General features: G+C 71.8%; 18 protein-coding genes and 1 tRNA gene. 8 read left to right on the top strand and 11 right to left on the bottom strand.

The window, feature by feature from the left end; translation table 11 throughout:
* Nucleotides 1–211: 211 nt before the first annotated feature.
* Both serC and ACWC2B_RS23200 read left to right on the top strand, forming a co-directional pair.
* Nucleotides 212–1,330, top strand: a complete 1,119-nt coding sequence (serC, locus tag ACWC2B_RS23205) for a phosphoserine transaminase (RefSeq protein ID WP_450719508.1) — start codon at nt 212–214, stop codon at nt 1,328–1,330.
* Between the two features lie 372 nt (nt 1,331–1,702).
* Nucleotides 1,703–2,362 (top strand): DUF4360 domain-containing protein, encoded by a 660-nt coding sequence (locus ACWC2B_RS23200; RefSeq protein WP_450719506.1) that lies wholly within the window; start codon nt 1,703–1,705, stop codon nt 2,360–2,362.
* 97 nt (nt 2,363–2,459) lie between these two features.
* Here the strand turns inward: ACWC2B_RS23200 and ACWC2B_RS23195 are convergent, their stop codons facing one another.
* Nucleotides 2,460–3,431, bottom strand: a complete 972-nt coding sequence (locus tag ACWC2B_RS23195) for a WD40 repeat domain-containing protein (protein ID WP_450719504.1) — start codon at nt 3,429–3,431, stop codon at nt 2,460–2,462.
* Nucleotides 3,432–3,518: 87 nt separating this feature from the next.
* On the opposite strand from ACWC2B_RS23195, the gene ACWC2B_RS23190 reads away from it, so the two are divergent.
* Complete coding sequence (locus ACWC2B_RS23190; protein WP_450719502.1) at nt 3,519–4,199, top strand: GDSL-type esterase/lipase family protein; 681 nt, start codon at nt 3,519–3,521, stop codon at nt 4,197–4,199.
* Between the two features lie 30 nt (nt 4,200–4,229).
* Here ACWC2B_RS23190 and ACWC2B_RS23185 read toward each other — a convergent pair whose 3' ends face one another.
* Entirely contained in the window at nt 4,230–5,123 is an 894-nt protein-coding gene (locus ACWC2B_RS23185) for an MBL fold metallo-hydrolase (RefSeq protein ID WP_450719500.1), read from the bottom strand.
* Between the two features lie 133 nt (nt 5,124–5,256).
* On the opposite strand from ACWC2B_RS23185, the gene ACWC2B_RS23180 reads away from it, so the two are divergent.
* The gene (locus tag ACWC2B_RS23180) at nt 5,257–6,177 is read left to right on the top strand and encodes an AraC family transcriptional regulator (protein WP_450719498.1); all 921 of its coding nucleotides are present in this window, start codon (nt 5,257–5,259) and stop codon (nt 6,175–6,177) included.
* Here the strand turns inward: ACWC2B_RS23180 and ACWC2B_RS23175 are convergent.
* Nucleotides 6,167–7,075, bottom strand: a complete 909-nt coding sequence (locus ACWC2B_RS23175) for an NADP-dependent oxidoreductase (protein WP_450719519.1) — start codon at nt 7,073–7,075, stop codon at nt 6,167–6,169. The genes ACWC2B_RS23180 and ACWC2B_RS23175 overlap by 11 nt on opposite strands.
* Before the next feature lie 259 nt (nt 7,076–7,334).
* Here ACWC2B_RS23175 and ACWC2B_RS23170 point away from each other — a divergent pair, with 259 nt between their 5' ends.
* Together ACWC2B_RS23170 and ACWC2B_RS23165 are read left to right on the top strand one after the other, a co-directional pair.
* The gene (locus ACWC2B_RS23170; RefSeq protein WP_450719496.1) at nt 7,335–8,882 is read left to right on the top strand and encodes a LuxR C-terminal-related transcriptional regulator; all 1,548 of its coding nucleotides are present in this window, start codon (nt 7,335–7,337) and stop codon (nt 8,880–8,882) included.
* 92 nt (nt 8,883–8,974) lie between these two features.
* Nucleotides 8,975–10,693, top strand: a complete 1,719-nt coding sequence (locus tag ACWC2B_RS23165; RefSeq protein ID WP_450719494.1) for a bifunctional 3'-5' exonuclease/DNA polymerase — start codon at nt 8,975–8,977, stop codon at nt 10,691–10,693.
* A gap of 95 nt (nt 10,694–10,788) precedes the next feature.
* Here the strand turns inward: ACWC2B_RS23165 and ACWC2B_RS23160 are convergent, their stop codons facing one another.
* The 3 genes from ACWC2B_RS23160 to ACWC2B_RS23150 all read right to left on the bottom strand — a co-directional run bounded on the left by ACWC2B_RS23160 (nt 10,789) and on the right by ACWC2B_RS23150 (nt 13,617).
* Nucleotides 10,789–12,036, bottom strand: a complete 1,248-nt coding sequence (locus ACWC2B_RS23160; protein WP_450719492.1) for a hypothetical protein — start codon at nt 12,034–12,036, stop codon at nt 10,789–10,791.
* 86 nt (nt 12,037–12,122) lie between these two features.
* Nucleotides 12,123–12,737: a SigE family RNA polymerase sigma factor gene (locus ACWC2B_RS23155; protein ID WP_450719517.1), complete on the bottom strand. Its 615-nt coding sequence runs from the start codon at nt 12,735–12,737 to the stop codon at nt 12,123–12,125.
* A gap of 196 nt (nt 12,738–12,933) precedes the next feature.
* Nucleotides 12,934–13,617: a histidine phosphatase family protein gene (locus tag ACWC2B_RS23150; protein WP_450719490.1), complete on the bottom strand. Its 684-nt coding sequence runs from the start codon at nt 13,615–13,617 to the stop codon at nt 12,934–12,936.
* A 162-nt stretch (nt 13,618–13,779) separates the two neighbouring features.
* Here ACWC2B_RS23150 and ACWC2B_RS23145 point away from each other — a divergent pair, with 162 nt between their 5' ends.
* Nucleotides 13,780–15,186, top strand: coding sequence for a GH1 family beta-glucosidase (locus ACWC2B_RS23145; RefSeq protein ID WP_450719488.1), 1,407 nt, complete (start codon nt 13,780–13,782; stop codon nt 15,184–15,186).
* A complete protein-coding gene (locus tag ACWC2B_RS23140) occupies nt 15,183–16,442 on the top strand; it encodes an MFS transporter (protein WP_450719486.1) in 1,260 nt (419 codons plus the stop codon). Before ACWC2B_RS23145 ends, ACWC2B_RS23140 begins: the two co-directional genes overlap by 4 nt.
* Nucleotides 16,443–16,785: 343 nt before the next feature.
* Here ACWC2B_RS23140 and ACWC2B_RS23135 read toward each other — a convergent pair.
* From ACWC2B_RS23135 to topA, 5 genes are all read right to left on the bottom strand, one after another.
* Nucleotides 16,786–16,859: transfer RNA gene (locus ACWC2B_RS23135), tRNA-Thr, on the bottom strand.
* A 95-nt stretch (nt 16,860–16,954) separates the two neighbouring features.
* The gene (locus ACWC2B_RS23130; RefSeq protein WP_450719484.1) at nt 16,955–18,514 is read right to left on the bottom strand and encodes an alpha/beta hydrolase; all 1,560 of its coding nucleotides are present in this window, start codon (nt 18,512–18,514) and stop codon (nt 16,955–16,957) included.
* Between the two features lie 141 nt (nt 18,515–18,655).
* Nucleotides 18,656–19,861 (bottom strand): DNA polymerase III subunit delta', encoded by a 1,206-nt coding sequence (locus ACWC2B_RS23125; protein WP_450719482.1) that lies wholly within the window; start codon nt 19,859–19,861, stop codon nt 18,656–18,658.
* A 324-nt stretch (nt 19,862–20,185) separates the two neighbouring features.
* Nucleotides 20,186–23,464: a dTMP kinase gene (tmk, locus tag ACWC2B_RS23120; RefSeq protein ID WP_450719480.1), complete on the bottom strand. Its 3,279-nt coding sequence runs from the start codon at nt 23,462–23,464 to the stop codon at nt 20,186–20,188.
* Between the two features lie 139 nt (nt 23,465–23,603).
* The gene (gene topA, locus ACWC2B_RS23115) at nt 23,604–26,444 is read right to left on the bottom strand and encodes a type I DNA topoisomerase (RefSeq protein ID WP_450719478.1); all 2,841 of its coding nucleotides are present in this window, start codon (nt 26,442–26,444) and stop codon (nt 23,604–23,606) included.
* Between the last annotated feature and the right edge of the window lie 167 nt (nt 26,445–26,611).

Below are 26,611 nucleotides of genomic sequence, written 5' to 3'. Positions count from 1 at the left end.
AAAGGGGTGCAGGGGACGAAGTCCCCGCAAGGGGGTCTGGGGGCGCAGCCCCCAGGAGCCGGACCATTCCACCCCTTGCACGGGTGGGAGGGCGGGCAGGCCCCTCGGGGTCTGGGGCGCAGCCCCAGGCGGGCCCGCCACCGCTGTGGGGACCGTCTCATCCGGCGGACCCGCCGGACCGGGCGGCCCAGAACCGGATACGCTCGCGCACGTGGCTGAGATCCAGATTCCCGCTGACATGAAGCCCGCCGACGGCCGTTTCGGCGCGGGCCCCTCCAAGGTGCGTACGGAGGCGCTGGACGCCCTGGCCGCCACCGGTACCTCTCTCCTCGGCACCTCCCACCGCCAGGCGCCGGTCAAGAACCTGGTCGGCGAGGTGCGCCAGGGCATCCGCGACCTCTTCTCCCTCCCCGAGGGCTATGAGGTGATCCTGGGCAACGGCGGCTCCACCGCGTTCTGGGACGTCGCGACGCACGGCCTGATCGAGAACAAGTCCCAGCACCTGAACTTCGGCGAGTTCTCGTCCAAGTTCGCCAAGGCCGCGAAGCTCGCGCCCTGGCTGGCCGAGCCGACCGTCATCAGCAGCGACCCGGGTACGCACCCGGACCCGAAGGCCGAGGCGGGTGTGGACGTGTACGCGTTCACGCACAACGAGACCTCGACCGGTGTCGCCGCCCCGATCAGGCGCGTGGCGGGCGCTGACGAGGGCTCCCTCGTCCTGGTGGACGCCACGTCCGGCGCCGGCGGCCTGCCCGTCGACATCACCGAGACGGACGTCTACTACTTCGCCCCGCAGAAGTCGTTCGCCTCGGACGGCGGCCTGTGGCTCGCGGCGTTCTCGCCCGCCGCCCTGGAGCGCGCCCAGCGCGTCCACGCGAGCGGCCGCCACGTGCCCGAGTTCTTCTCGCTGCCGACCGCGATCGACAACTCGCTGAAGAACCAGACGTACAACACCCCGGCCCTGTCCACCCTGTTCCTGCTCAACGAGCAGCTGAAGTGGATCAACGGCCAGGGTGGCCTCGCCTGGTCGACGGCCCGCACCGCCCAGTCCTCGGGCGCCCTGTACGGCTGGGCCGAGGACTCCAAGCACGCGGCCCCGTTCGTCACGGACCCGGCCAAGCGCTCGCAGGTCATCGGCACGATCGACTTCGCGGACGACATCGACGCCGCCGCGATCGCCAAGGTGCTGCGCGCCAACGGCATCGTCGACACCGAGCCGTACCGCAAGCTCGGCCGCAACCAGCTGCGCATCGCCATGTTCCCGGCGATCGACCCGTCCGACGTCGAGGCCCTGACGGCCTGCGTCGACTACGTCATCGAGCAGCTCTGAGCACCCACACGCTCTGAGCATCCGCCGACGCATACGGGGACGCGGGCGCTTACGCGGACACGGACGAGGGCCCGGCACCGTCATGGTGCCGGGCCCTCGCGCATGCCCGGGCCGCCCCCGCCCGGCTTCTCCCGCCCCGCTCTCACGCGCGGCTGATAACCGCCCTATTCCATAGGGGACTTGGTCCCTACCATCCAAAGCGATCCGGCGCGTTCCGCACCACGGCCGGACCGGTCCGAAGGTTTGACATGTCCATGTCTCAACTATGTCGCTTCGAAGCCAGACGCGTCGACGGCACGGCGACGGCATGGGCGCTCGGCTGGACTCCCCACATCCACGCAAGGCCACCGACCAACCGATCGGAGCTTCACCATGCCCGGTGCACTTCTCGCAGGCGGCGCGACCGCAGCGTTCCTCGCGTCCTCGCTCTTCACCCAGGCGGCCCCGGCCGCGGCGTCCGGCATCATCGCACCGCCCGACAAGATCGTGATCGAGGTCGCGACCGTCAACGGGTCCGGCTGCCCCATCGGCACCGCCGCGGTCGCCGTCGCCCCGGACAACACCGCCTTCACCGTCACCTACAGCCAATACCTGGCGCAGGTTGGCGCCGGCGCCAAGCCCACCGACTTCCGCAAGAACTGCCAGCTCAACCTGATCGTGCACGTCCCCCAGGGCTTCACCTACGCCATCGCGAGCGCCGACTACCGCGGCTTCGCCCACCTGGAGAACGGCGCGAGCGCCACCCAGAAGGCCTCGTACTACTTCCAGGGATCGCCCGACACGGCGAGCAGATCGCACCCCTTCAACGGCCCGTACGACGACAACTGGGAGGCCACCGACTCCACCGACTGGGGCCAGCTGGTCTGGGCCCCCTGCGGCGTGCAGCGCAACTTCAACATCAACACCGAGCTGCGCGCGAACGCCGGCACCTCGGACCCGAAGACCAACAGCTTCATCGCCATGGACTCCACCGACGGCAACATCCAGACCATCTACCACCTGGCCTGGAAGGAGTGCCCGCAGAAGCGCTGAGCCGCACACCCGGGGCCCGTACCGCGAGGTGCGGGCCCCCTCGGAGCCGCTGCCCCAAAGCACGCCCCGGCCCCGGGCGGGGGTCAGGCACCGGCTCTCAACCCCTGCGGCGCCGCAGCACGCGCCGCCCTCCCAGGCCGAGCGCGGTGGCGCCCGCCAGAACCATCGCGCCGAGCAGATAGTTCCCTTCGCCCGCCCCGTCACCCTGATGGGTGGAACTGCCGCCCGCGGAAGGCGACTTGGCCCCGCCCTCCTTCAGAGGGACGCGCACCACGTCGCTGTCCGCGCCCTCGGAGCCGACCATCAGGGCCGTGCCGTCCGGGGTGTACGTCACCGATTCGGACTGGGCCTGCACCGGCGTGCCCGGCACCGCGTTCCAGTCACCGAGCGGGGCGGCCCCGCCCTTCCAGGCGTATTCGGCCAGCGCGAAATAGCCCCGCAGCGCCAGCTTCGTACCGTCCGGCGAGAACGCGCCGTCGGTCACCCAGGGCACCTCGCCGACCCGGCGGAAGACGTTCGTACCGGAGGCGGAGAGCTCGGCCGGCCCCTCGTAGAGGCCGCCGCCGCTCTCGCGCTTCGAGGCGATGTAGACGCGGCCGGTTTTCGGATGGACCATCAGCGCCTCGGCGTTGCGCGGCCCGTCGGCGTACTGGACGACGTACTGCGTGGCCTTGACCGTCTGGTCCCCCAGCTGGGCGGGCTCGTGGAAGCGGTAGATCCAGACGTGGCTCCAGGAGCCGTCCAGGTTGTCGCCGATGTCGCCGACGTACAGGTCGCCGTCGGGCCCGATCGAGATCGCCTCCACATCGCGCGGCCGGCCCACGCCCTCCATGGTGACGCGCGCGACGGTCTGCCCGGTCCTCGCGTCCACGGCGTACACGTACGGGCCGTCGCCGCTGTCGTTGTGCGTCCAGTAGATGCCGGGGTGGGCGCGGCTCGCGGCGAGGCCGCTGGACTCCTTGATGCGGGGGTCCTTGATGGTGAACCCGCCGTCGTCGGCCGCCGCCGGCCCCGCCGCACACACCAGGACGAGCCCGGCCACCCCGCACACCCTCAGAAGCGAACGCATCCCCCCAGTGTCCACGGCCGCGCCCGGTACCCGGGGTGTCCACCGTCACGTCGCAGCACCGCGTACCGATCGGTAATGATGACCCCCATGCGTTTTCTCTTCGTCGGCGACTCCATGACCATCGGATGCCCCGGCGACTTCACCTGGCGCTACCGCATGTGGCGCCACCTCGAAGCGTCCTTCGACGGCCCGTACGAGATCGTCGGCCCCCGCACCGCGCTGTACGACCCGGCGGCCGGCGCGGCGGTCTCGCACGAGTACGCAGCCCCCGGCTTCCCGGCCGGCGCGCGCCGCCACCTCGCGGGCTGGGGCGAGGGCTGGCTGCACATGGCGCCGGTGATCGGCTCGGCGGTCGCGGAGAGCCGGGCGGACGTGCTGCTCGTCTCGCTCGGCCTGATAGACCTCGGCTTCTACACGGACGCCGACCAGACCGCCGCCAACGTGCGCGCGTTCGTCGAGGGCGCCCGGAAGGCCAACCCGCAGGTCCGCATGGTCGCGCTGCCCGTCATCCCGAATGTACGGGCCGAGGAGGACGCCCCCTTCGCCGCCGAGGTGGACCGCTTCAACGAGCTGCTCGCCAAGGCGGTCGCCGACCTCGACACGGCCGCCTCACCGCTGCTGCTCGCCGCGGTCCCGGACTCGTACGACATCCACCGGGACACCTACGACGGTACGCATCCGGGCCCGAGCGGCGAGCACAAGCTGGCCGCGGCCTTCGCCGACGCGCTGCACGGCGCCTGGGAGCTGGGCGCCCGCTACGCGTCGTAGAAGACCCGGTCCCCGCAGGCTCAGTTCCCGCTACGCGTCGTAGGCCGCCCAGTTCCGGACCGCGAACCGGCTTGCCTCGCGCCGGACTTCGAAGGCTCCGGCGCCGCCGAAGTGCGCCGGGACGACGAGTTCGCGCTCGTCGGCGGCGCGGCCCAGGATGCGGTGCCGGGTGGCCGCGGCCTGCGCCTCGTCCTCGCAGAAGCAGCTGTTGCAGGACGGCTCGGCGATCTGCACCGGGCTGTGCAGCAGGTCGCCGACGAACACGGCCCGTTCGCCGCCGGACGCGAGCCTCAGTACGGAGGAGCCCGGCGTGTGTCCGGGCGCGGCCTCCAGAAGGAGGTTGTCGTCGATGCGGTACTCGCTCTCCCACAGCACGGCCTGCCCGGCCCGCACGATCGGCGCGATGCTGTCCTCGAAGAGGGCCACGTCGTCCACGCGCAGCTCGCGCCCGTTCGCCGGGTCGAAGTGGGTGTGGTCGGCGGCCGGCATGAGATAGGTGGCGTTGGGGAACGCGGGCACCCACTCGCCGGGCCCTCGACCCACCGTGTTCCAGCCGACGTGGTCGGAGTGCAGGTGAGTGTTGACGACGACGTCGACGTCCTCGGGCCGCACCCCGGCAGCCGCCAACTGCCCCAGGAAATCGGTGTTTCGATGGTGGAACATCGGCATACTGGGCCGCTCACGCCCGTTGCCCACACCGGTGTCCACGAGCACGGTCCGCCCGCCGCTGCGCAGCACCCAGGTTTGAAGCGCCCCGATCCACTCGTCGCTGCCGGGCTCCCAGAAGTCCGGCGCGAGCATGTCCTCGTTGGCCTTCCACACCTCGATCCCGGCGTCGGGCACGATCCTGCGGGCGGACCCGAACGTGCCCTCCCACTCCACGACCCTGATGATCTCGACCTCGCCCAAGGTGATGCCCTGCACGTCCCCGCCGCCTTCCGCTCGCTGACCGTTGCCTCGACCTTAAGAGGGCGCGGATGAGCCGCTCAATGCCTCACCTGCTCATCTGGATACGCGAACGTCTCACTGCTCGGCGGGTCATCGCTAGGCTGGCCCCATGGACCTGGTGAGCGACGCGATCTCCGCCGTGCGGGTGGGCCGGCCCTCCTCCACCAGGCTGCGGGTGGACGGCAGTTGGTGCGCCCGCCTCGACCCGTACGAGGGCGCGGGCTTCCACGTCGTCCTGGAGGGCAGCTGCTGGATGCTGACCGAGGGCGGCGACGCGGTCAGCCTGAACACGGGTGACACGGTGCTGCTTCCACACGGCAGCGGGCACGTCATCGCCGACCGCCCGGCCGACCGGGCCACGATCGAGCGCGCCGTCGACTTCACGAGCTGGTCGCAGACGGCCGCCACCAACTCCCGTGCAGACGGCAGACATACGGGTGGCACGGAGCTGTTGTGCGGCAAGTACCGGCTCGACCGGCGCCACACGCACCCCCTGATGGCCGACCTCCCGGACGTCGTCCACATCCCCGACCGGGCCGGGCACGACGATGAACTCCGGTCAGCCATCGGCCTGTTGGGCCACGAGGTCGCCTCTTCGCACCCCGGCGCGGCGGTCGCCCTGCCGAGCCTGCTCGACCTGCTGCTCGTCTATCTCGTACGGGCCTGGATGGCGGACAGCACCACCTCACGCTGGCCGGCCGCGCTGCACGACCCGGTGGTGGCCGCGGCCCTGCACGCCCTGCACGAGGACCCCGCCGCGCCGTGGAGCAACGAGCGGCTCGCGGGCCGCGTGGGCGTATCCCGGGCCACGTTGGCGCGCCGGTTCACCGCGCTGGTCGGCCGGGCCCCGATGGCGTACCTCACCTGGTGGCGGCTGACCCGCGCCGCGGCCCTCCTGCGCACCACCCCGGACGCGCTCGACGCCATCGCCCCGCGCGTCGGCTACAGCACCCCGTACGCCCTGTCGCACGCCTTCAGGAGGCAGTACGGCACGACTCCGGGGCGCTACCGGGCCGGCGTCACGGCTTGACGACGAGCTTGCCCCTGGTGTGGCCGCCCTCGCTCAGCTCCAGGGCCTTGACCGCGTCGGCGAGCGGGAACGTCTCGGCGTGGCGGATGCGCAGCCGGCCCTCGGCGACCAGGCGGGCGTGGGCCTCGTAGATCGGTTCGGGGGCCGGCGTGCCCTCGCCACTGAAGCGGACGCCGTGGTCGGCGGCGCCCGTGTCGGCGATGGTGACGATGCGGGAGGTGGTGCCGCCACGCAGCTCTATGGAGTCGGGCAGCGCGCCCTTGCCGGCCGCGTCGTACACCGCGTCGATGCCCTGCGGGGCGAGTTCGCGCACCCGCTCGACCAGGCCTTCCCCGTACGCCAGCGGTATCGCGCCCAGCTCGCGCAGGAAGGCGTGGTTCGCGGGGGACGCGGTGCCGATCACCGTGGCACCCCGGGCCACCGCGAGCTGCACCCCGACCGAGCCGGTGACGCCGGCGGCGCCATGGATCAACAGGGTCTCGCCGGCGCCCACTTCGAGCAGGTTCAGGACCCGCTCGGAGGTCTCGCCCGCGACCGGCAGCGCGACGGCCTGCTCCCAGGTCAGCGCGGCCGGCTTGCGTACGACATGGGTGGCCAGGGCGTACTCGGCGTACGCGCCGGTGTCGGAGTGCCCGAACACCTCGTCGCCGACCGCGAACTCCGTTACACCCGCCCCCAGTTCATCGACCACACCGGCCAGCTCCAGGCCCGGGACGGCCGGGAAGGTCACCGGGAACTGGTGCTGCATCCAGCCGTTGCGGATCCGGTAGTCGACCGGGTTGACGCCCGCCGCGACCACCTTCACCCGCACCTGGCCAGGGCCGGGCTGAGGCTTCTCGGCCTCGCCCAGGGCCAGCACCTCGGGACCGCCGAACCGCTCGTACACGATCGCTTCCATCACAGCACTCCTCGTATCGCTCATTACGTCGTCCACGACGTGGCGGATCATCACCGTGTGCTGGTGGTTCACCGTGTAGTGGTGAACCACCGTGCAGTTGTGGTTCGCCGTGCAGTTGTGGTTCACCGTGCAGTTGTGGTTCACCGCGTCGTGGGTCCAGCGTCCGTCGTCATCCGGCCCAACCCGGCCCGCCTTACGGCCGGTTCGACCTGGCCACAAGGCGGGGCACGGACGGCCGCGCCGACCGTACGCTGGGGCGATGGAGCCCCGCACGAGCCGCAGTACACCCCGCGCCGCCACCGTTACGACGCCCGCCGCCTTCGCGCTCGCCCGCGCCGCCGAGCTGGTGAGCGGGCCGATGGAGGAGATCCTGCCGACCCTGTCCGCAGCCCTCGCGCCGCTGGTCGCGCACACGGTCGCCGCCGAACTGTCGGGGCACTGCGCGCACTCGCCGTTCAAGGTGCACGGCGACGCGGGGGCGGCCCGGATCACCGTCACCGACCTCCGGGCGCTCGGCCCTCTCGTCACGCCGGGCCGCCCCTGGCAGGGCACGGCCGTGATCGGCGGCGAGGAGCGGGCCGTGGTGGCGGTCGCGAGCGAGGCCGCGCCGATGGCTGCCCAGCCGCCGCTGCTCGTTCTCGTACGTAGGTCGCCGGGCGCGGTGTTGACGGACGTCGCACGCAAGCCGTCGGGAGCCGTGTTGACGGACGTCGCACGTAAGCCGTCGGGAGCCGTGTTGACGGACGTCGCACGTAAGCCGCCGGGAGCCATGTTGACGGACCCCGCACGCAAGTCACCGGGAGCCATGTTGACGGACCCCGCACGCAAGTCACCGGGAGCCATGTTGACGGACCCCGCACGCAAGTCACCGGGAGCCCTGTTGACGGAGGCGGGCTCTTTGACGGACGCCGACTCCGAGATCGTCCAGCACCTGTGGGACCTGGTGACCGGCCATCGGGCCCGCCTCGCGATCGAGGCGGTGCCGGGCGCGGTCGCCCAGTCGCGGTCCACCGCAGCCGAGCGCGCCCGGGTGATCGCCGAACTGGGCGAGGCCCACGAGGCCGCGCTCACGGCCCTGCTCGGGGTGCTGCGCAGCAAGAGCCTGGAGGACGGTGCGGCCCGCTCGCGCGCCGTCGACCTCGCGGTGTCCGCGCTGGTCGCGCTGCGCGCCGAGGCCGACCGGAACCAGGAGCTGACGGAGGAGCCGGCCGCCGAGGCCTTCGCCCGGCTCGCCGACTCGCTCAAGCCGCTGCTGCGCCACAGCGAGGTTCGGCTCGAAGTCTCGCCCCCCGAGGCGGAGACCGCCGAGATGTCGGTTCCGGCGGACGTCGCCCACCTCGCACGGGCCGCCGTGCGCGCCCTCGTGCTCGCCATGGCAGGGCAGCAGGACGTGCGCCGCATCCACGTGCGCTGGCGGCTCGCCAACTGCCAACTGGTCGCGGCCGTACGGGACGACGGGCCCGGCGAGCTGCCGCGCGCCGCGCTCGACACTCACCGGGTGGCCCAGCGCCTGGCCGCGCTCGGCGGCACCCTCGCCGTGGACGCGCTGCCCGGCTGGGGCACCACGGTCACCGCGACCCTGCCGCTGGGCACGGCCCCCGGCCCGCGCGTCGACCCGCTGGCCGGGCTGCACCCGCGCGAGGCGGAGGTCCTCGGCCATCTCGCCCAGGGGCACCGCAACCGGACGATCGCCGAGGAGCTGCACATCAGCGAGTCGACGGTGAAGTTCCACGTCGCGAACATCCTGGCCAAGCTGGGGGTGAGCTCGCGCGGGGAGGCCGCGGCACTGCTGCACTCGGTGGCGTGAGCCTCCGCTTTCGCGCGCGGACCGTTGCCCGTGGAAGGTGTCGGGGTCGCGGCTGCGAGCCGTTGTCAGTGGTGGGTGCCAGACTCGATCGCGTGAACGAACGGTGGGCCATCGAGGCGACCGAGGGCGGCGGGGCACGGCTCGCACCCCTCGGGGACGACGGGCTGCCCGCGGGCGGGGTGTGCGAGGAGGCCGACCTGGTCGCGGCCGTCCGGGGGCGCCCCGAGGTCGGCCGCTGGGTGTGGCGGTCCACCGCCGAGATCTACCCCCGGCTGCTCGCGTCCGGGGTCAGGGTCGAGCGGTGTTACGACATCGAGGACGCCGAGCTGCTGCTGCTCGGCCACGAGGGGCGGCTCGGCGAGCCCCGCTCGGCGGCGGCCGCGTGGGCCCGCCTCCACAACAGACCCGTACCGGCCGACCCGCCGCCCAGGGCCGCCGAACCCGGCTCGCAGTCCTCCCTCTTCGAGCCCCGGACCACTTCGGAGCTGCCCTTCGAGGCGCTGCTTGAGGTGTACGCGGACCAGCAGCGCCGGCACGACCGTGCCGAGCACCCGGGGCGGATGCGGCTGCTCACCGCGTCCGAGTCGGCGGGGATGCTGATCGCCGCCGAGATGAACCGGGCGGGCCTGCCCTGGCGGGCCGATGTGCACCGCGAGGTGCTGCACGGCCTGCTCGGCGAGCGGTACGCCAGCGGCTCGCCCCGCACGGGGGGCGGGGGCGAGCCGCGCCGCCTGGCGGAACTCGCGGACCAGGTGTCGGCGGCGTTCGGGCGACGGGTCAGACCGGACCTGCCGGCCGACGTGGTGAAGGCCTTCGGCGAGGCGGGGATCCGCATCAAGTCGACCCGGCGGTGGGAACTGGCCGAGCTCGACCATCCGGCGGTGGAGCCGTTGATCGAGCACAAGAAGCTGTACCGGATCTGGACCGCGCACGGCTGGAGCTGGCTGCAGGACTGGGTGCGCGACGGCCGCTTCCGGCCCGAGTACACCCCGGGCGGCGCGGCCAGCGGGCGCTGGACGACCAACGGCGGCGGCGCCCTGCAGATTCCCAAGGTGATACGGCAGGCGGTCGTCGCCGACGAGGGCTGGCGCCTGGTGGTCGCCGACGCCGACCAGATGGAACCCAGGGTCCTCGCCGCGATCTCCCGCGACCCCGGCCTGATGGAGGTGGCCGGCCACGACGGCGACCTGTACACCTCGCTGTCCGACCGGGCGTTCTCCGGCGACCGCAAACACGCCAAGCTCGCCCTGCTCGGCGCGATCTACGGCCAGACCTCGGGCGACGGTCTGAAGAACCTGGCCGCGCTGCGAAGACGCTTCCCGCTCGCGGTGGCGTACGTGGACGACGCGGCGAAGGCCGGCGAGGAGGGCCGGCTCGTACGCACCTGGCTGGGCAGGACCAGCCCGCCCGCCGCCGGAGCGGGCGAGGCCGAGGAGGCGGGCATCCCACAGGGCCAGGACGATCAACTCGCGGGGCCTGGTGGGGAGTTCACCCCTGGATACGCCTCCAGCGACGCCCGGGCGCGCGGCAGGTTCACCCGGAACTTCGTCGTGCAGGGCAGCGCCGCGGACTGGGCGCTGCTGCTGCTCGCCGCGCTGCGCCAGGCGATCTTCACGGCCGGGCTCCGCGCCGAGCTGGTCTTCTTCCAGCACGACGAGGTGATCGTGCACTGCCCGGCCGAGGAGGCCGACCTCGTGGCGAAGGCGATCCGCGAGGCCGGCGAACTGGCCGGACGGATCGCCTTCGGGGACACGCCGGTACGGTTCCCGTTCACGACGGCGGTGGTGGAGCGCTATTCGGACGCGAAGTAGCCCGGCGCATCGACCACCCGAAGCAGCCCTGTTCGCACGCCACTTGGGGGTGGTCCGGCTTGATGCGCTACCTCAGGGTGGTCCAGCTTTACGCGCTACTTGAGAGTGGCCCAGCGCGGGTCGAGGGCGATGGCCTTCAGCTCGTTCAGGGTGAGGGCGGGCTCGGCCCGGGTGGCCGCCTTGTTCTGGTTTCCGGTGTTGGAGGCGAAGACGACGACCCGGAACCCGTCGGGCCGCACGGTGTCGGCGACCCACATGACCACCCCGGCGCCACTCTTCTCGCCCGGCTTCTTCGCCAAGCCGACCACAGTGCCGTCCGGCAGCGTCGAGGTCGTACCTTCCGGGGAGACGTCCGACATCCCGGACTGCACATTGATCTCCACCAGGCTCTTGCCCTTGCCGTCGTCGACCACGACGAAGGCGTAGCCGTCCTGGCCGCCCTTCTCGCCGACCTTGAGGCCCTTGCCCGCCGGGAGCAGCGCGATGAGCTGCTTCTGGACCGCCTCGGCGGAGGGCCCTCCGCCGGTCCCGCCGCCGACGGGCTTGTCCGCCTTCTGGGGCGCACGGAGAGCGTCGGCCACCGAGAGCCACTTGGGCGAGGTGACCAGCGCCTTGAGCTGCCCGGCGGTGAGCGGCGGGATCTCCCGGCTGACCCGGGCACCCTTCTCGGCAGGCGCGTTCCACTCGTTCGCCTCGACCAGGTTGCCCTTCGGGGTGAGCAGGACGGCTCGCCAGTTCTTGGTCTGCTCGCGGCGGTCGGGGTACTCGTAGCCCTGGAGCAGCATGTACCGGGAGCCGTCGGGCTGTTGCTCGGTCCGGCAGGAGTCGTAGTCCACGAAGGCCTTCGGGGGACAGGCGACCTGGTCCCGGCTGGACGCGGCGGCCGGATCCACCCTGCTCACCCCCAGCGCGACGAGGCCCGGCCCGTTCCCGTCGTCGAACACCCCGGACACGGACGCCTTGGACGAGCCCCCCGGCTTGCCGGAGGCCCCCGGATCGCCCGGTCCGCTTCCCTGCTCCTCGGTCACGGTGCCCGGGGGCAGCAGCGACTTGAAGAGGGCGACCATTTCCGCCCCGCCGATGGGCCCGTCCGCCGGCGTCGGCTTGGTCGGCGCCGCCACCGAGGAGCCCCCGCCCCCGCCGACGAGCCCGGCGGCGTACGCACCGCCGAAGCCCACCGTGGCGAGCGCGAGCACACTGCCGACGACGGCGGCCGTGCGACGCCGGGCCAGTTGGCGGCGGCCCCGGACGAGGCCGGACTCCACCAGGCCGTGGCGGTCGCCGAGCTCGAAGCTGTCTCCGGTGTGGCGCATGGCCTCACCGAGCCGGTCCTCAAAGGGCATGACGAACCACGCCTTCCTGTTCTGATCGCTGAAATATCTGTAACTCCCGCTCGTGTGCCGGGAGTTGAGGCTGCGTGCGGTGGCGTTCAGTGGCCGGCGTACTCCGCGAGGGAGCCGCCGAGGCATTCGCGGAGCTTGGCGAGGGCGCGCACCGAGCGGGTGCGGACCGCGGCAGAGCTGACGTTCATGACGTCCGCCGTCTCCTCGATGCTGCGGTCCTCCCAGTAGCGGAGCACGATGACCGCCCGGTCCTTGGGCGGCAGCTGCCCCAGCGCGTCGAGCAGGGCCACGCGCAGCGCCGGGTCCCCACCGCCCGCCGACGCGCGGTCGGGGAGTTCACCGAGCGGCCGTTCGGTGGCCGAGCGGCGCCGACGGTGGGTGAGGAAGGTCCGTACGAGCACGGTCTGCGCATAGCCCGCCGGGTTGTCGATCCGGGAGACGCGCCCCCACAGCACGTACATCCGGCCCAGCGTCTCCTGCACGAGGTCCTCGGCGAGATGGGTGTCCCCGCTCGTCAGCAGACAGGCGGACCGAAAAAGCTGCCCCGCGCGCCCGGCCGCGAACTCCATGAACTCCTCGGCCCGGGAGGACCGAGCCGGCCGCCCAGCCCACCCGGGCCGCTCAGACCGCCCAGACCGCTCGGATCGGTCAGACCGCTCGGATCGCCCAGGTTCATCCGGGCTCTCCGAGGAGCCGGGTATCTCTGACCGCTCTGGTCCCCCCTGCGACCCCAGTCTCCACGGCTGCCTCACAGCCCGCCCCGCCCCCGCCCGTCGCTCGTTCTCCCCCTACACCCCACTGACGCGCGAGGCCCCCCGCAATGTTTCACCCGGGTTTTTCGAGGCGGCAGGCCAGGGTCTCGTACGGGACGGCCCGGGCGGCCCGGCGCGGGCGGCCTCACACCCCGAACTCGGCCCCGAACTCCTTGGGGAATCCCGTCCACTTCAGCTCGGCGGGCAGGTGCGCCATGTCGTTGTAGAGCAGTACGGAGGCGGGCCGGTCGGGGGCGTACCGGATGACGGTCAGGGCGGCGTTGCAGTGGTTGAGCCCGATCCAGCGCCAGTCGGGCGCGTCGAGCGCCGCGCGCACCAGCCAGCCGACGAGGAAGTTGTGGGTGACGACGAGTTCGTGACGCGGGACGGGCCGGGTGGCGGGCCCAGTAGCGGGCCCGGCGACGGACCCGGTGACGGGCCCGGCGCAGTGGGCCATCGCCTCGCGGATGAGCCGGGATCCGAGCGCCCGCTCGCCGGGATCCGGGTCCCCTAGGAAGTCGAGGATGCGATCGGCGTCGGCGGCCGGGAGCTCACCCCGCTCCGGCCAGTACGGAACGTAGTCCCCCGCCCATTCCGCCTCCGTCACCGCTACGCCGTCCAGCTCGGCCGCGATCAGCCGCGCCGTCTCGGCGGCCCGGCCGAGCGGCCCGTGGTGCACGGCGGCCAACGGCACCCGAGCGAGCCGCCGCCCGAGCAACGCGGCCTGGCGCCGCCCCGCGTCGGTGAGGGCAGGGCCTTCATGACCGGCGTCGGCGTGGCGGACCAGGTAGAGGTAGCGGGTGGCGGTGGGCGGTACGGAGTGCTGCAAGCTACTGCTCCCTACTCGAACTCTGGATGTCCGGACCTCCGGGCTTCTCGATCTCTCGACCTCTCGGCCTTTGGAACCCGAACCCCAGAACCTGAACCCCAGAACATGAAAATTGTTCACTTTCCATTGACAGGACACACCCCCGGGCCCAAAGGTTCCCCCATGACGCCGCCGCCTCTGCCGCCGCTGCCCGCCTTTCCCGCCGACTTCCTGTGGGGGGTGTCCGCCTCCGCGTTCCAGATCGAGGGCGCGGTGGACACCGGCGGCCGGGGCCCCTCCACCTGGGACGCGTTCACCAAGGAGCCCGGCCGGATCAAGGACGGCTCGCACGCGGACGTGGCCACCGACCACTACCACCGCTACCGCGAGGACGTCGCCCTGATGGCCCAACTGGGCGTCGGAGCCTACCGGTTCTCGATCTCGTGGTCCCGGGTCCAGCCGTCCGGCGAGGGCCCGGTCAACCGGCCGGGCCTCGATTTCTACGACCGCCTGGTCGACGAGTTGTGCGCCGCCGGGATCACCCCCGTCCCCACCCTGTTCCACTGGGACACCCCCCTCGCACTGGAGGAGCGCGGCGGCTGGCTCAGCCGGGACACCGCCGAGCGGTTCGCTTCGTACGCCTCGATCGTCGCGGAGCGGCTCGCGGACCGGGTGCCGCGCTGGATCACCCTCAACGAGCCCGCCGAGATCACGCTCCTCGGTTACGGGCTCGGCGAACACGCCCCGGGAATGCGGCTGATCTTCGACGCGCTGCCGGTCGCCCACCATCAACTCCTGGCCCACGGCATGGGAGTTGAGGCGCTGCGGGCCGCCGGGGCGCGGGAGATAGGCATAGCCGCCTCGCACAGCCCGGTGTGGACGGCCGGGGACACCGACGAGGACCGCACGGCGGCCGAGCTGTACGACACGCTGATGAACCGCCTCTTCGCGGACCCGATCCTGACCGGCACCTACCCCGAAGGCTGGGCCGACCTGATGCCGGGCCCGGTCGCAGAGGACCTGCAAATCATCTCCACCCCCCTCGACTGGTACGGAATCAACTACTACAACCCGGCCCTGGTGGGCGCACCGAAGCCGGACGCCGTCACGAGCCTCGCCGGGATCGAACTCCCGCCGGACCTCCCCTTCGGCCTGCACGAGATAGAGGGCCACGAACGCACCGACTTCGGCTGGCCGGTGGTGCCGGACGGCCTGCACGAGGTGCTCGTCAACTTCCGTACGCGATACGGCACTTCGCTACCCCCCTTGGTCATCACCGAGAACGGCTGCTCATACGGCGACGGCCCCGCCGGGGAGGACTCGGGACGGGTGAACGACGTTCGGCGGATCGCGTACCACGACGGCCATCTGCGCGCCCTGCACCGGGCGATGACGGAAGGCGTGGACGTGCGCGGCTATTTCATCTGGTCGATCCTGGACAACTTCGAGTGGGCGGAGGGATACCGACAGCGCTTCGGCCTGGTGCACGTCGACTACGACACGCTGGCGCGCACGCCGAAGGCCTCGTACGCCTGGTATCGAGACGTCATCCGGGGCGTCGGCAGTGATGTCGCCGGAGGCGGCCGGTGACAGCGGAGCCCGGGGCCAGAGCCCTGGGCAGGCCGAGGTCGGGCGACGGGGAGCGGCCCGGCGGGCGCTGGGTGGGGGCCCTGTCGCTGGCCAACCTGGGGGTGTGGGTGGGGTGGTTCGGCCCGCTGCAACTGCTTCTGGCGCGCCAGGCCGAACACTTCACACCCGATCACAAAGCGTCAACTCTCGCCCTGGTGACGGGTATGGGCGCCGCGGTGTCGATGGTGGCGAACCCGCTGTTCGGCGCGCTTTCGGACCGTACGACGGCGAGGGTGGGCCGCCGGATCCCCTGGGTCGTGGCGGGCGGCGCGGGCGGGGTCATGGGGCTGCTCGTCCTCGCGTGGGCGCCGGGCGTGGCGGTGATGGCGGCGGGCTGGTGCGTGGTGCAGCTGGCGCTGAACGCGTCGTTCGCCGCCCTGACGGCCGCGGTCCCGGACCAGGTCCCGCACCGGCGGCGCGGAATGGTGGGCGGCTGGCTGGGGGTGTCGCAGGTGTGCGGCATCCTGGTCGGCACGGCCCTGGCGACGGCAGCGGGCGGAATCACCGCGGGATACGTGGTGTGCGCGGCGTTCTCGATCCTGGCGGTCGTACCGTACGTGGCAATGCGCAGGGACACCCGCCTACTGTTGACCGACCAACCCCCGTTCCGCTGGCGGGAGTTCATCGGCGGCTTCTGGATAAACCCGGCCCGCTTCCCGGACTTCGGCTGGGCGTGGCTGACGCGCTTCCTGATGAACCTGTCGTACTCGATCAGCACGATGTACCTGCTGTACTACCTGACGGACGCGGTGCACTACGCGGGCGACGCGGACACCGGGGTACTCATCCTGACCGCGCTGGACGCGGTGACGCTCCTTGGCACGGTGGTGATCAGCGGCATCTGGTCCGACCGCACGGGCCGGCGCAAGGTCTTCGTGGTGTGGTCCGGCCTGGTGATCTCGGCGGCGACGATGCTGCTCGCGGTGTGGCAGACCTGGACGGGCGCGGTGGTGGCCTCGCTGGTGCTGGGCGTCGGCTACGGGGTGTACACCTCGGTCGACTTCGCCCTCCTGACCGATGTCCTGCCGAGCGCCGCCGACCGCGGCCGCGACCTCGGCGTCATCAACATAGCCAACGCCCTCCCCCAGGTCCTGGCCCCCGCGATCGCGGCACCGGTCGTCACGCATCTGGGCGGGTACGGGGTGCTGTACGCGCTGGCGGGGATGATCGGGGTGGGCGGATCTTTGCTGGTGGGGCGGATTCGGGGGGTGCGGTGAGCTGCCGAGGGCGGCCGCCCCTCGGCCGACGAGAGACTCCGCCCGGCCACGATGGCCAGCCACGGCCGGTCAGCCTGATCATCGCCTTCCTCGCCGGCCGCCGCCACACTCGCCTTCTTCGCCTTCTTCCCCGGGCTCCCCCACGTCGTCGACTGGGGCGCCATCCTTGTCGCGCTCGTCATCGGCTCCGTTGCCCGCTGGGCCCGGCAAACCCGCATCACGAAGAAACACGCCGACGCGCCGTAGCCGCGGCCCGAAGGCCGCACCCTTCGCTCACCCCAACCACCCCCGCAAAAAAGCAAAAGCCCCAGGTCACGGCGAGTGAGTCCTGGGGCTTCCACAGAGCCGCCTTCGGGATTCGAACCCGAGACCTACGCATTACGAGTGCGTTGCTCTGGCCAACTGAGCTAAGGCGGCACCGCTCTGCGCACCATGGTGCGAGCAGCAGCGTCGCCAAGTCTACACAGTTTCTGGAGTGGTCCCGACCATGGCCGGAGCCGACTCGATCGGGGCTATGAGCAGCGCTTTCCCTTCGTCGGTGGGGTGCCGTCGAGGAGGTAGGTGTTGATCGCGGTGTCGATGCAGTCGCTGCCGCGACCGTACGCGGTGTGGCCGTCGCCCTCGTAGGTGAGGAGGGTGCCGGAGGAGAGCTGGGCGGCGAGGGACTCGGCCCACTTGTAGGGGGTCGCCGGGTCCCGGGTGGTGCCGACGACCAGGATCGGGGCGGCGCCCTTCGCCTCGATGCGGTGTGGGGCGCCGGTGGCCTTGACCGGCCAGTACGTACAGTTCAGGCCGGACCAGGCGAAGCCGTCGCCGAACACCGGGGAGGCCTGCTCGAAGGAGGGCAGCGTCGCCGCCACCTCGGCGGGGCCGGCGAAGGAGGGCGGCAGGTCCAGGCAGTTCACGGCGGCGTTGGCGAACATCAGGTTCGCGTACTTGCCGCTCGCGTCGCGTTCGTAGTACGAGTCCGCCAGGGCCAGCAGGCCCGCGCCGTCGCCGTTCATGGCGCGGGTCAGCGCGGTGCGCAGTTCGGGCCACGCCGCCTGGTCGTACATTGCGGCGATCACGCCCGTGGTGGCCAGGGATTCGCCGAGTTGGCGGCTCTGGCCGGTGTGGATCGGATTGGCGTCGGCGGCCTTGAAGAACTTCCGCAGGCGGTCCGAGGCGTCCGCGACGGAGTTGGTGCCCAGCGGGCAGTCCTTCTGTTTGACGCAGTCCGCCGCGAAGGACTGGAAGGCCGTCTCGAAGCCCGCCGTCTGGTCGCGGTTCATGTCGAGGGAGGAGAGGGAGGGATCCATGGCGCCGTCGAGGACGAGCCGGCCGGTGCGGGACGGGAAGAGCTCCGCATACGTCGCCCCCAGGAACGTGCCGTACGAGGCGCCGACGTAGTACAGCTTCTGGTCGCCGAGAACCGCCCTCAGGATGTCCATGTCACGGGCCGCCTCGACCGTGGAGACATGGGGCAGGACCTTGCCGGACTTGGCCTCGCAGCCGTTCGCGAAGTCCTTGAACGCCTTGGCCAGGGCGGCCTGTTCGGCCGGGTCGTCGGGGGTCTGGTCGACCTCCGTGTACGCGTCCATCTCCTTGCCCGTGAGGCATTCGACGGGTTCGCTGCGGGCCACGCCGCGCGGGTCCACGGCCACCATGTCGTAGCGGGCCCGGACCGGCGCGGGGTAGCCGATGCCGGCGTACGACTGGAGGTAGCCGACCGCCGAGCCTCCCGGGCCGCCCGGGTTGACCAGGAGCGAGCCGATCCGCTTGCCGGGCCCGGTCGCCTTCAACCGGGCGACCGCGAGGTTGACCGATGGTCCGGCGGGTTTCGCGTAGTCGAGCGGCGCCTTCATCGTGGCGCATTCGAACTTCGCGACACCGCACGCCCGCCAGCTCAGCTTCTGCGTGTAGTACGGGCCGAGGGCCTCCGCCGTCGGGTCGTCGGCGGGGGCCGCTTTCGTCATGGCGTGCGAGGAGGCGGTCGCGGACGTGGACGAACTGCCCGACGAGCAGCCGGAGATGAGCAGGCCGGCCGTCGCGGCGGCGATGGCTGAAGTGCGGAGCAGGCGCCTGGAGTCCATCTCCGGAGCGTATCCGCCTCGTGACGTGATGTATGCGGTGCGCGGCTGTGCGGCTCGTACGGGTGATCCCGTCAACCTCGCCCGCCCCGATCTCCCCCACGGTCGGTCACCCCTGCCGGTTTCAGAGCCTGTGTCTGGTTCTCAGCCCGCTCGCAGGGCCAGCGTCATCGACTCCACCGCCAGGAGCGGGGCCACATTGCGGTCCAGTGCGTCGCGGCACGCCAGGATCGACTCAATGCGGCGCAGGGTGCGCTCGGGGCCGGACGCGCGGGCGATCCGGTCCACCGCGTCCCGTACGTCCTCGTTGGCGATGGCCGACCTGGTGCCCAGTTGCAGCGCGAGGACGTCCCGGTAGAAGCCGGTCAGCTCGGTCAGCGCGAGGTCCAGGCTGTCGCGCTGTGTGCGGGTCTTGCGGCGCTTCTGCTTGTCCTCCAGCTCCTTCATCACCCCGGCGGTGCCGCGCGGCATGCGGCCGCCGGCGACCCCGCCCATCGCGGCCTTGAGGTCCTCGGTCTCCTTGACGTCGACCTCCTCGGCCACCTGCTTGGCGTCCTCCGCCGCGGTGTCGACCAGCTCCTGCGCGGCCTTCAGGCAGCCGCCCACGTCGTCGATACGCAGCGGCACCTTCAGGACCGCGGCCCGCCGGGCCCGGGCTGCCGCGTCGGTGGCCAGGCGGCGGGCCCGGCCGATGTGTCCCTGGGTGGCGCGGGCCGCCGCGTACGCGGCCTCGGGCTCGATGCCGTCGCGTCTGATCAGCACGTCGGCGACCGCCTCGACCGGCGGTGTACGCAGGGTGAGGTGACGGCAGCGGGACTTGATGGTGGGGAGCACGTCCTCCAAGGAGGGCGCGCACAGCAGCCACACCGTGCGCGGAGCGGGCTCCTCCACGGCCTTGAGGACGGCGTTGGCCGCCTGCTCGGTGAACCGGTCGGCGTCCTCGACGATGATCACCTGCCAACGGCCGCCGGACGGCGACATCTGGGCACCCCGCACCAGCTCGCGGGTCTGCTTGACGCCGATGGTGAGGCCCTCGGTGGTGATGACCGTGACATCGGCGTGCGTGCCGATCAGAGCCGTATGGCATCCGTCGCAGAAGCCGCAGCCCGGTTCGCCGCCGAGCGCGCGGTCCGGACTGACGCACTGGAGAGCCGCGGCGAAAGCACGGGCAGCGGTGGGACCGCCCGAACCGGGTGGTCCGGTGAACAGCCAGGCGTGCGTCATCTTCGATGCCTCGGGGCGCGGCTGACCGGAACGCTCGGCGGTGACGAGCGCGTCGGCATCCCGGGCGGCGGCACCCAGCTGCTCCTGCACCCGCTCCTGGCCCACCAGGTCGTCCCATACGGCCATCTACTGCCCCTCCGTACCTCCGGTGACTGCTGCGCCCATTGTGCGCCACCCCACTGACAACGGACGCCAGCGGGCAAAACCCCACAGGTCAGGAGAGTGCGGTGGCGATCGTCGCCCGTCCTGCGGCACTCAGAACTCTAGAAAATTCCGGCCCCCGAAACGATCGTGCTGGCACGCAAGTTCGTATGCGTGCCAGCACGAATGCCGCTCCTACGGCCGACCCCACCTCGGCGGCCCCGGCCCCCGCAGATCCCGGGTCGAATCAAGGCGAACCGAGCCGTCCGAGCAGTCCGAGCCGTGCCGTGCCGAGCCGATCCGGGCCGGTCAGCGCCTGCGGCGGCCGCCGCGCGGGTTGTCGTCCTCGTCGTCGCGCGGGCCGAGCAGTTCGTCCGCGAGCGTCGGCAGGTCGTCCAGCGGGGTCTCCTCCGCCCAGTCCGAACGCCGGCGCGCCCGCTCCTGGCCCGTCACCGGGTCGATCTGAGGCAGTTCACGCGTGCGCTCGTTGCCTCCGTCGGCCTGGTGTCCGGCCCCCCGCTCGTCGCGGAAGAGGCCCGGCGGCACCCGGTCCGCAGGGTCGGCATCGCGCACCGGCGGCAGTACCGCGGTCTCGTCGGCGGCCCGGGCGTCACGGCCGGCGTTCCGCGCCGGGTCGGATACCGACGGCAGAACCGTCGTCTCCTCGGCATCGGAGGCGCGGCCGGACCCGGCCCCCGCCTCGCCAGCCGCATCCGGCTCGGGCACTGGCACCGGCTGGGTGACCTCGTTGGGCTCGGCGACCGGCACCGGCTGGGTCACTTCGTTCGGGCTGACGACCGGGGTCGCCACCGTGATCTCCGACTCTGAGACATCCGCGGACCGGGCCGAGCCGGACGACCCGGCGGAACCGCCCGACCTGCCGGAGCCGGCAGAGCCGCCAGAATCGGCCGCCCCGGACGCACTCGCCGCAGCGGACCCGGCCGAACCGGCCGCAGCCGAACGGCTCTCCTTGGCAGCCGCCTCCGCCGCCGCGGCAACCGCCGCGGCCTCCGCCAAGCGGCGGGCCTCCTCCGCGCGCAGCAACGCCTCCTCGGCCTTGCGCTGCTTCTCCAGGCGGCGCGCTTCCGCCTCGGCGCGCAGCCGGGCCTCGTCCTCCGCCTGCTTACGCAGGCGTTCCTGCTCGGCCGCGCGCGCCTTCTCCTCGGCCTCGCGCCGTACGCGCTCCTCCTCGGCGAGGCGCCTGGCCTCCTCGGCCCGCTGCCGGGCCTCCTCCGCCTGACGCTCCTCCTCACGGAGGCGCGCCTCTTCGAGCTCGCGCCGCTTGCGCTCTTCCTCCTCGGCCCGGAGCTTGGCGAGCTGTGCCTGCCGCTCGCGCTCCAGGCGCTCCTCCTCGGCCTTGCGTGCGGCCTCTTCCTCGGCGCGCTTGCGGGCCTCTTCCTCGGCCTTCCTGCGCGCCTCCTCCTGGGCCCTGACCTCGGCCTCGGAGAGCGGCAGCATCTGGTCGAGCCGGTGACGTACGACCGTGGTGACGGCCTCCGGCTCCTGGCCCGCGTCGACCACCAGGTAGCGCGCGGGGTCGGCGGCGGCCAGGGTGAGGAACCCGGACCTCACTCGTCCGTGGAACTCCGGCGGCTCCGACTCCAGCCGGTCCGGCGCCTCCGTAAAGCGCTCGCGGGCCGTTTCGGGCGAAACGTCGAGCAGAACGGTCAGATTCGGTACGAGTCCGCCAGTTGCCCACCGGTTGATCCGGGCAACTTCGGTCGGGGACAGATCACGACCGGCCCCCTGGTAGGCCACGGACGAGTCGATGTAGCGGTCCGAGATGACGATCGCGCCGCGCTCCAGGGCGGGGCGTACCAGCGAGTCGACGTGCTCCGCGCGGTCCGCGGCGTACAGCAGCGCCTCGGCGCGGTTGGAGAGGCCGGCCGACGACACGTCGAGCAGGATCGACCGCAGCCGCTTGCCCACCGGCGTCGCACCGGGCTCACGCGTCACCACGACCTCGTGGCCCTTGGCCCGGATCCATTCGGCGAGCGCCTCGGCCTGGGTGGACTTGCCGGCGCCGTCGCCGCCCTCCAGGGCGATGAAGAAGCCGGTCGCGGCCGGTGCCTGCACCGGGTCGGAGCCGCGTACCGCGTCGGCCAGATCGCGCCGCAGCGGCACGCCCTGGCGGTCGTCGGCCTTGGCGAGGACGACCGCGGCCATGGGCAGCAGCAGCGCGCCGACCAGCATCAGCGTGAATCCGGCGCCGCCGTGCGCGAAGACGAACGAGCCCGACTCGACCCGGTGGCTGCCGATCGCGGCGGCGAGCAGCGGCGCGATGATGGCGCCGAGCCCCATCGCGACCCGTACGACCGCCTGGAGGTGCTCGGTGGTGCGGGCCCTGCGGTACTCCTCGGTCTCCTGGTCGATCAGTACGTGCCCGGTGTTCGCGGCGACACCGGCGGCGACGCCGGCGATCAAGGCGATGAGCAGCACGGTCGCGAGGTCCGGCACGAGGCCCATGGCGAGCAGCGCGACGCCGGTGACGGCGATGGCCAGCGCCAGCAGGCGACGCCGGGAGAGCACCGGAAGGATCTTGGCGGCGGTACGGATGCCGAGCACCGTGCCACCGGTCAGCGCGAGGGTGAGCAGCGCGAACGCGGCCGGGCCGCCGCCCAGGTCGACGGCGTGCAGCACGGCGACGGAGGCGGCCGCGGCGATCGCTGCGGCAACCGAGGCGCAGGCGAGCACGAGCAGCGGAACCGTGCCGGTACGTCCCTTGTCAGGGCCGTTTCCGGTGCTGGGCCTGCGCAGCCCCTCCAGCGGCGAACGGGCCCGCGGCGTCTGGGTGTCGGGCAGTTCGAGCAGGGCGACCACGGAAATCGACGCGGCGAAGAGCCCGGCGGCGAGGTACGAGCCGAGCGCGGCCTGGTGCAGCTTGAACCAGTCGACGCCCGTTCCGAGCAGATTGCTCACGAGGGCCGCGACGAGCAGAGCCGCGGCGCCCAGCGGGATCGCGACGAAGGTCGTACGCAGCGAGAGCCTGCGCAGCGCGTCCAGATGGTCCGGCAGCGGCCGGACGGCGGCGCCCTCCAAAGGAGGCGCGGGCAACAGCGCGGGCGCCGCGCTCTCCTTGGCGACCGTCCAGAACCGTTCGGCGACTCCCGAGAGGAAGGCGGTGACGAGGATGAGGAGCAGGGCGTTGGCCGGGGTCCAGTCGATCCACAGCGGCGCGACGATCAGCAGCGCGGCCCGTACGCCGTCGGCGCCGACCATCGTCCAGCGCCGGTCGAGCGGCCCGTTCGGCGCGGTCAGCGCGGAGACCGGGCCAAGGAGCGCGGCCCCGAAGAGCACTGTCGCGAACACCCGGGCGCCGAGGACCGCGGCGACGGCGAACGCCGCCCCCCGGTATCCACCGCCGAAGGACTGCTGCTCCACCGCCGCCTGCAACGCCAGCAACAGCGTGACGAGTACGGCGAGCGCGTCGCCGATCCCGCCTACGAGCTGTGCGCTCCACAGCCGCCGCAGCGAAGGGATGCGCAGCAGGGCGCGTACGGCGCGCTCGCGTGAGTCTGCGGCCAGGGCGTCGGAAATGGGGCTCACGACTCCTTCAGAGCTTGGGGGGTGCTCGGCTCCTCGCGTCATCCGCCCAGCCTATCCGGAGCGCGCCGGTCCTTGCGGGGGTGCCCGAACATATGGGCGGACGACGCGACTCGGGCTCCACCGGGGCTCAACGCGGAAGGGGGGCCGGGGCATGTGCCCGGCCCCCCGTCAACCGTCGGACCTACTCCGAAGCCGTGGCCTTCTTGGCGGCGGTCTTCTTCGCGGGAGCCTTCTTCGCCGCGGTCGTCTTGGACGCAGCGGTCTTCTTCGCGGCCGCCGTCTTCTTGGCGGGCGCCGTCTTCTTGGCGGGCGCCTTCTTCGCCGCGGCCTTCTTGGCGGGGGCCTTCTTCGCCGTCTTCTTGGCCGGTCCCTTGGCGCGCTTCTCGGCGAGCAACTCGAAGCCCCGCTCCGGCGTGATCTCCTCGACGCTGTCGGCGGTCCGCAGCGTCGCGTTGGTCTCGCCGTCGGTGACGTACGGGCCGAAGCGGCCGTCCTTGACCACGACCGGCTTCTCGCTGACCGGGTCGACGCCGAGCTCCTTGAGCGGCGGCTTGGCGGCGGCGCGGCCACGCTGCTTGGGCTGGGCGTAGATCGCCAGCGCCTCTTCGAGCGTGATGGAGAAGAGCTGGTCCTCGGTCTCCAGGGAGCGCGAGTCGGTGCCCTTCTTCAGATACGGCCCGTAGCGGCCGTTCTGCGCGGTGATCTCGACGCCCTCGGCGTCCGTGCCGACCACACGAGGCAGCGACATGAGCTTGAGGGCGTCGTCCAGCGTCACCGTGTCCAGGGACATCGACTTGAAGAGCGAGGCGGTCCGCGGCTTGACCGCGTTCTTGCCGGTCTTCGGCGTGCCCTCGGGCAGGATTTCGGTGACGTACGGACCGTAGCGACCGTCCTTGGCGACGATCTGGTGACCGGTCACCGGGTCCGCGCCCAGCTCGAAGTCGCCGCTCGGCTTGGCGAGCAGTTCCTCCGCGTACTCGACGGTCAGCTCGTCGGGCGCCAGGTCGTCCGGGACGTCCGCGCGCTGGTGGCCCTCGGAGTCCTTCTCGCCGCGCTCGACATACGGGCCGTAGCGGCCGACGCGCAGCACGATGCCCTCGCCGACGGGGAACGAGGAGATCTCGCGGGCGTCGATCGCGCCGAGGTCGGTCACGAGCTCCTTGAGCCCGCCGAGGTGGTCCCCGTCGCCGTTTCCGGCCGACGAGGCGGAGCCGGCCGTCGCCGCGTCGCCCTCACCGAAGTAGAACCGCCTCAGCCACGGCACCGCCTGGGCTTCGCCCCGCGCGATGCGGTCGAGGTCGTCCTCCATCTTGGCGGTGAAGTCGTAGTCGACGAGCCGCCCGAAGTGCTTTTCCAAGAGGTTGACCACGGCGAAGCTCAGGAACGACGGAACGAGCGCCGTGCCCTTCTTGAACACGTACCCGCGGTCCAGGATCGTGCCGATGATCGAGGCGTACGTCGAAGGACGCCCGATCTCGCGCTCTTCCAGCTCCTTGACCAGCGAGGCCTCGGTGTAGCGGGCCGGCGGCTTGGTCGCGTGGCCGTCCACCGAGATCTCCTCGGACGACAGCGCGTCGCCCTCGGCCACCTGCGGCAGCCGGCGCTCGCGGTCGTCGAGCTCGGCGTTCGGGTCGTCCGCACCCTCGACGTAGGCCTTCATGAAGCCGTGGAAGGTGATCGTCTTGCCGGACGCGGTGAACTCGGCCTGCCGGCCGTCGCTCGCCCGCCCCGCGATCTTCACGGTCACCGAGTTGCCGACCGCGTCCTTCATCTGAGAGGCGACGGTCCGCTTCCAGATCAGCTCGTAGAGCCGGAACTGGTCGCCCGTCAGGCCGGTCTCGGCCGGGGTGCGGAAACGATCACCCGAAGGGCGGATCGCCTCGTGCGCCTCCTGCGCGTTCTTGACCTTCCCGGCGTACGTACGCGGCTTGTCCGGCAGGTAGTCGGCGCCGTACAGCTGCGTCACCTGGGCCCGGGCGGCCGTGACGGCCGTGTCGGACAGCGTCGTGGAGTCCGTACGCATATAGGTGATGAAGCCGTTCTCGTACAGCTTCTGGGCGACCTGCATGGTCGCTTTGGCGCCGAAGCCCAGCTTGCGCGAGGCCTCCTGCTGCAGCGTCGTCGTACGGAACGGGGCGTACGGCGAGCGGCGGTAGGGCTTGGACTCCACCGAGCGCACGGCGAAGGAGGAGTCGGCGAGGGCTGCGGCCAGAGCGCGCGCGTTCGCCTCGTCCAGGTGCAGGACGTCGCTCTTGAGTTGTCCGTCGGGGCCGAAGTCGCGGCCCTGCGCAACGCGCCGGCCATCGACCGTGTTGAGCCGTGCCACCAGCGTGGACGGGTCGGAGGCGTCGCCCGCCCGGCCGGTGGAGAACGTCCCGGTCAGGTCCCAGTACTCAGCAGAACGAAACGCGATGCGCTCGCGTTCCCGCTCCACGACGAGTCGGGTGGCGACGGACTGGACGCGCCCGGCGGACAGCCGCGGCATGACCTTCTTCCACAGGACCGGCGAGACCTCGTAGCCGTAGAGGCGGTCGAGGATGCGTCGGGTCTCCTGGGCGTCGACCATGCGCTGGTTGAGCTCGCGCGGGTTGGCGACGGCGTCCCGGATCGCGTCCTTGGTGATCTCGTGGAAGACCATCCGGTGGACCGGGACCTTGGGCTTCAGCACTTCCTGCAGGTGCCACGCGATGGCTTCGCCCTCGCGGTCCTCATCGGTGGCGAGGAAGAGTTCGTCGGACTCGGCAAGGAGCTCCTTGAGCTTCCTGACCTGGGCCTTCTTGTCGGCATTGACGACGTAGATCGGCTGGAAGTCGTGTTCGACGTCCACGCCGAGACGGCGCACCTCGCCGGTGTACTTCTCGGGCACCTCGGCGGCGCCGTTCGGCAGGTCGCGGATGTGCCCGACGCTCGCCTCGACGACATAACCGGGGCCGAGGTAGCCCTTGATCGTCTTCGCCTTGGCAGGAGACTCGACGATGACGAGTCGGCGGCCGCCCTTTGCGGTCTCGCTGGTCGGGGACAACTTCGCTCTTCTCTCCGGGTCGGCACTCGGGTGTCAGTACGTGACGCTGCGGAGTGTGACGGTACAACCCGCCCCCGTGTCAAACAGCAAAAGCCCGCAGCGGCCACTCGAACGGTAACCCGACTTACCGCGATCCTGCCGCCCGGACCGTCCCGAAGCCTTCCGAA

It is taken from the genome of Streptomyces sp. NPDC001415 (assembly GCF_053597395.1).
This window is presented reverse-complemented; position numbering and strand designations above follow the sequence as displayed.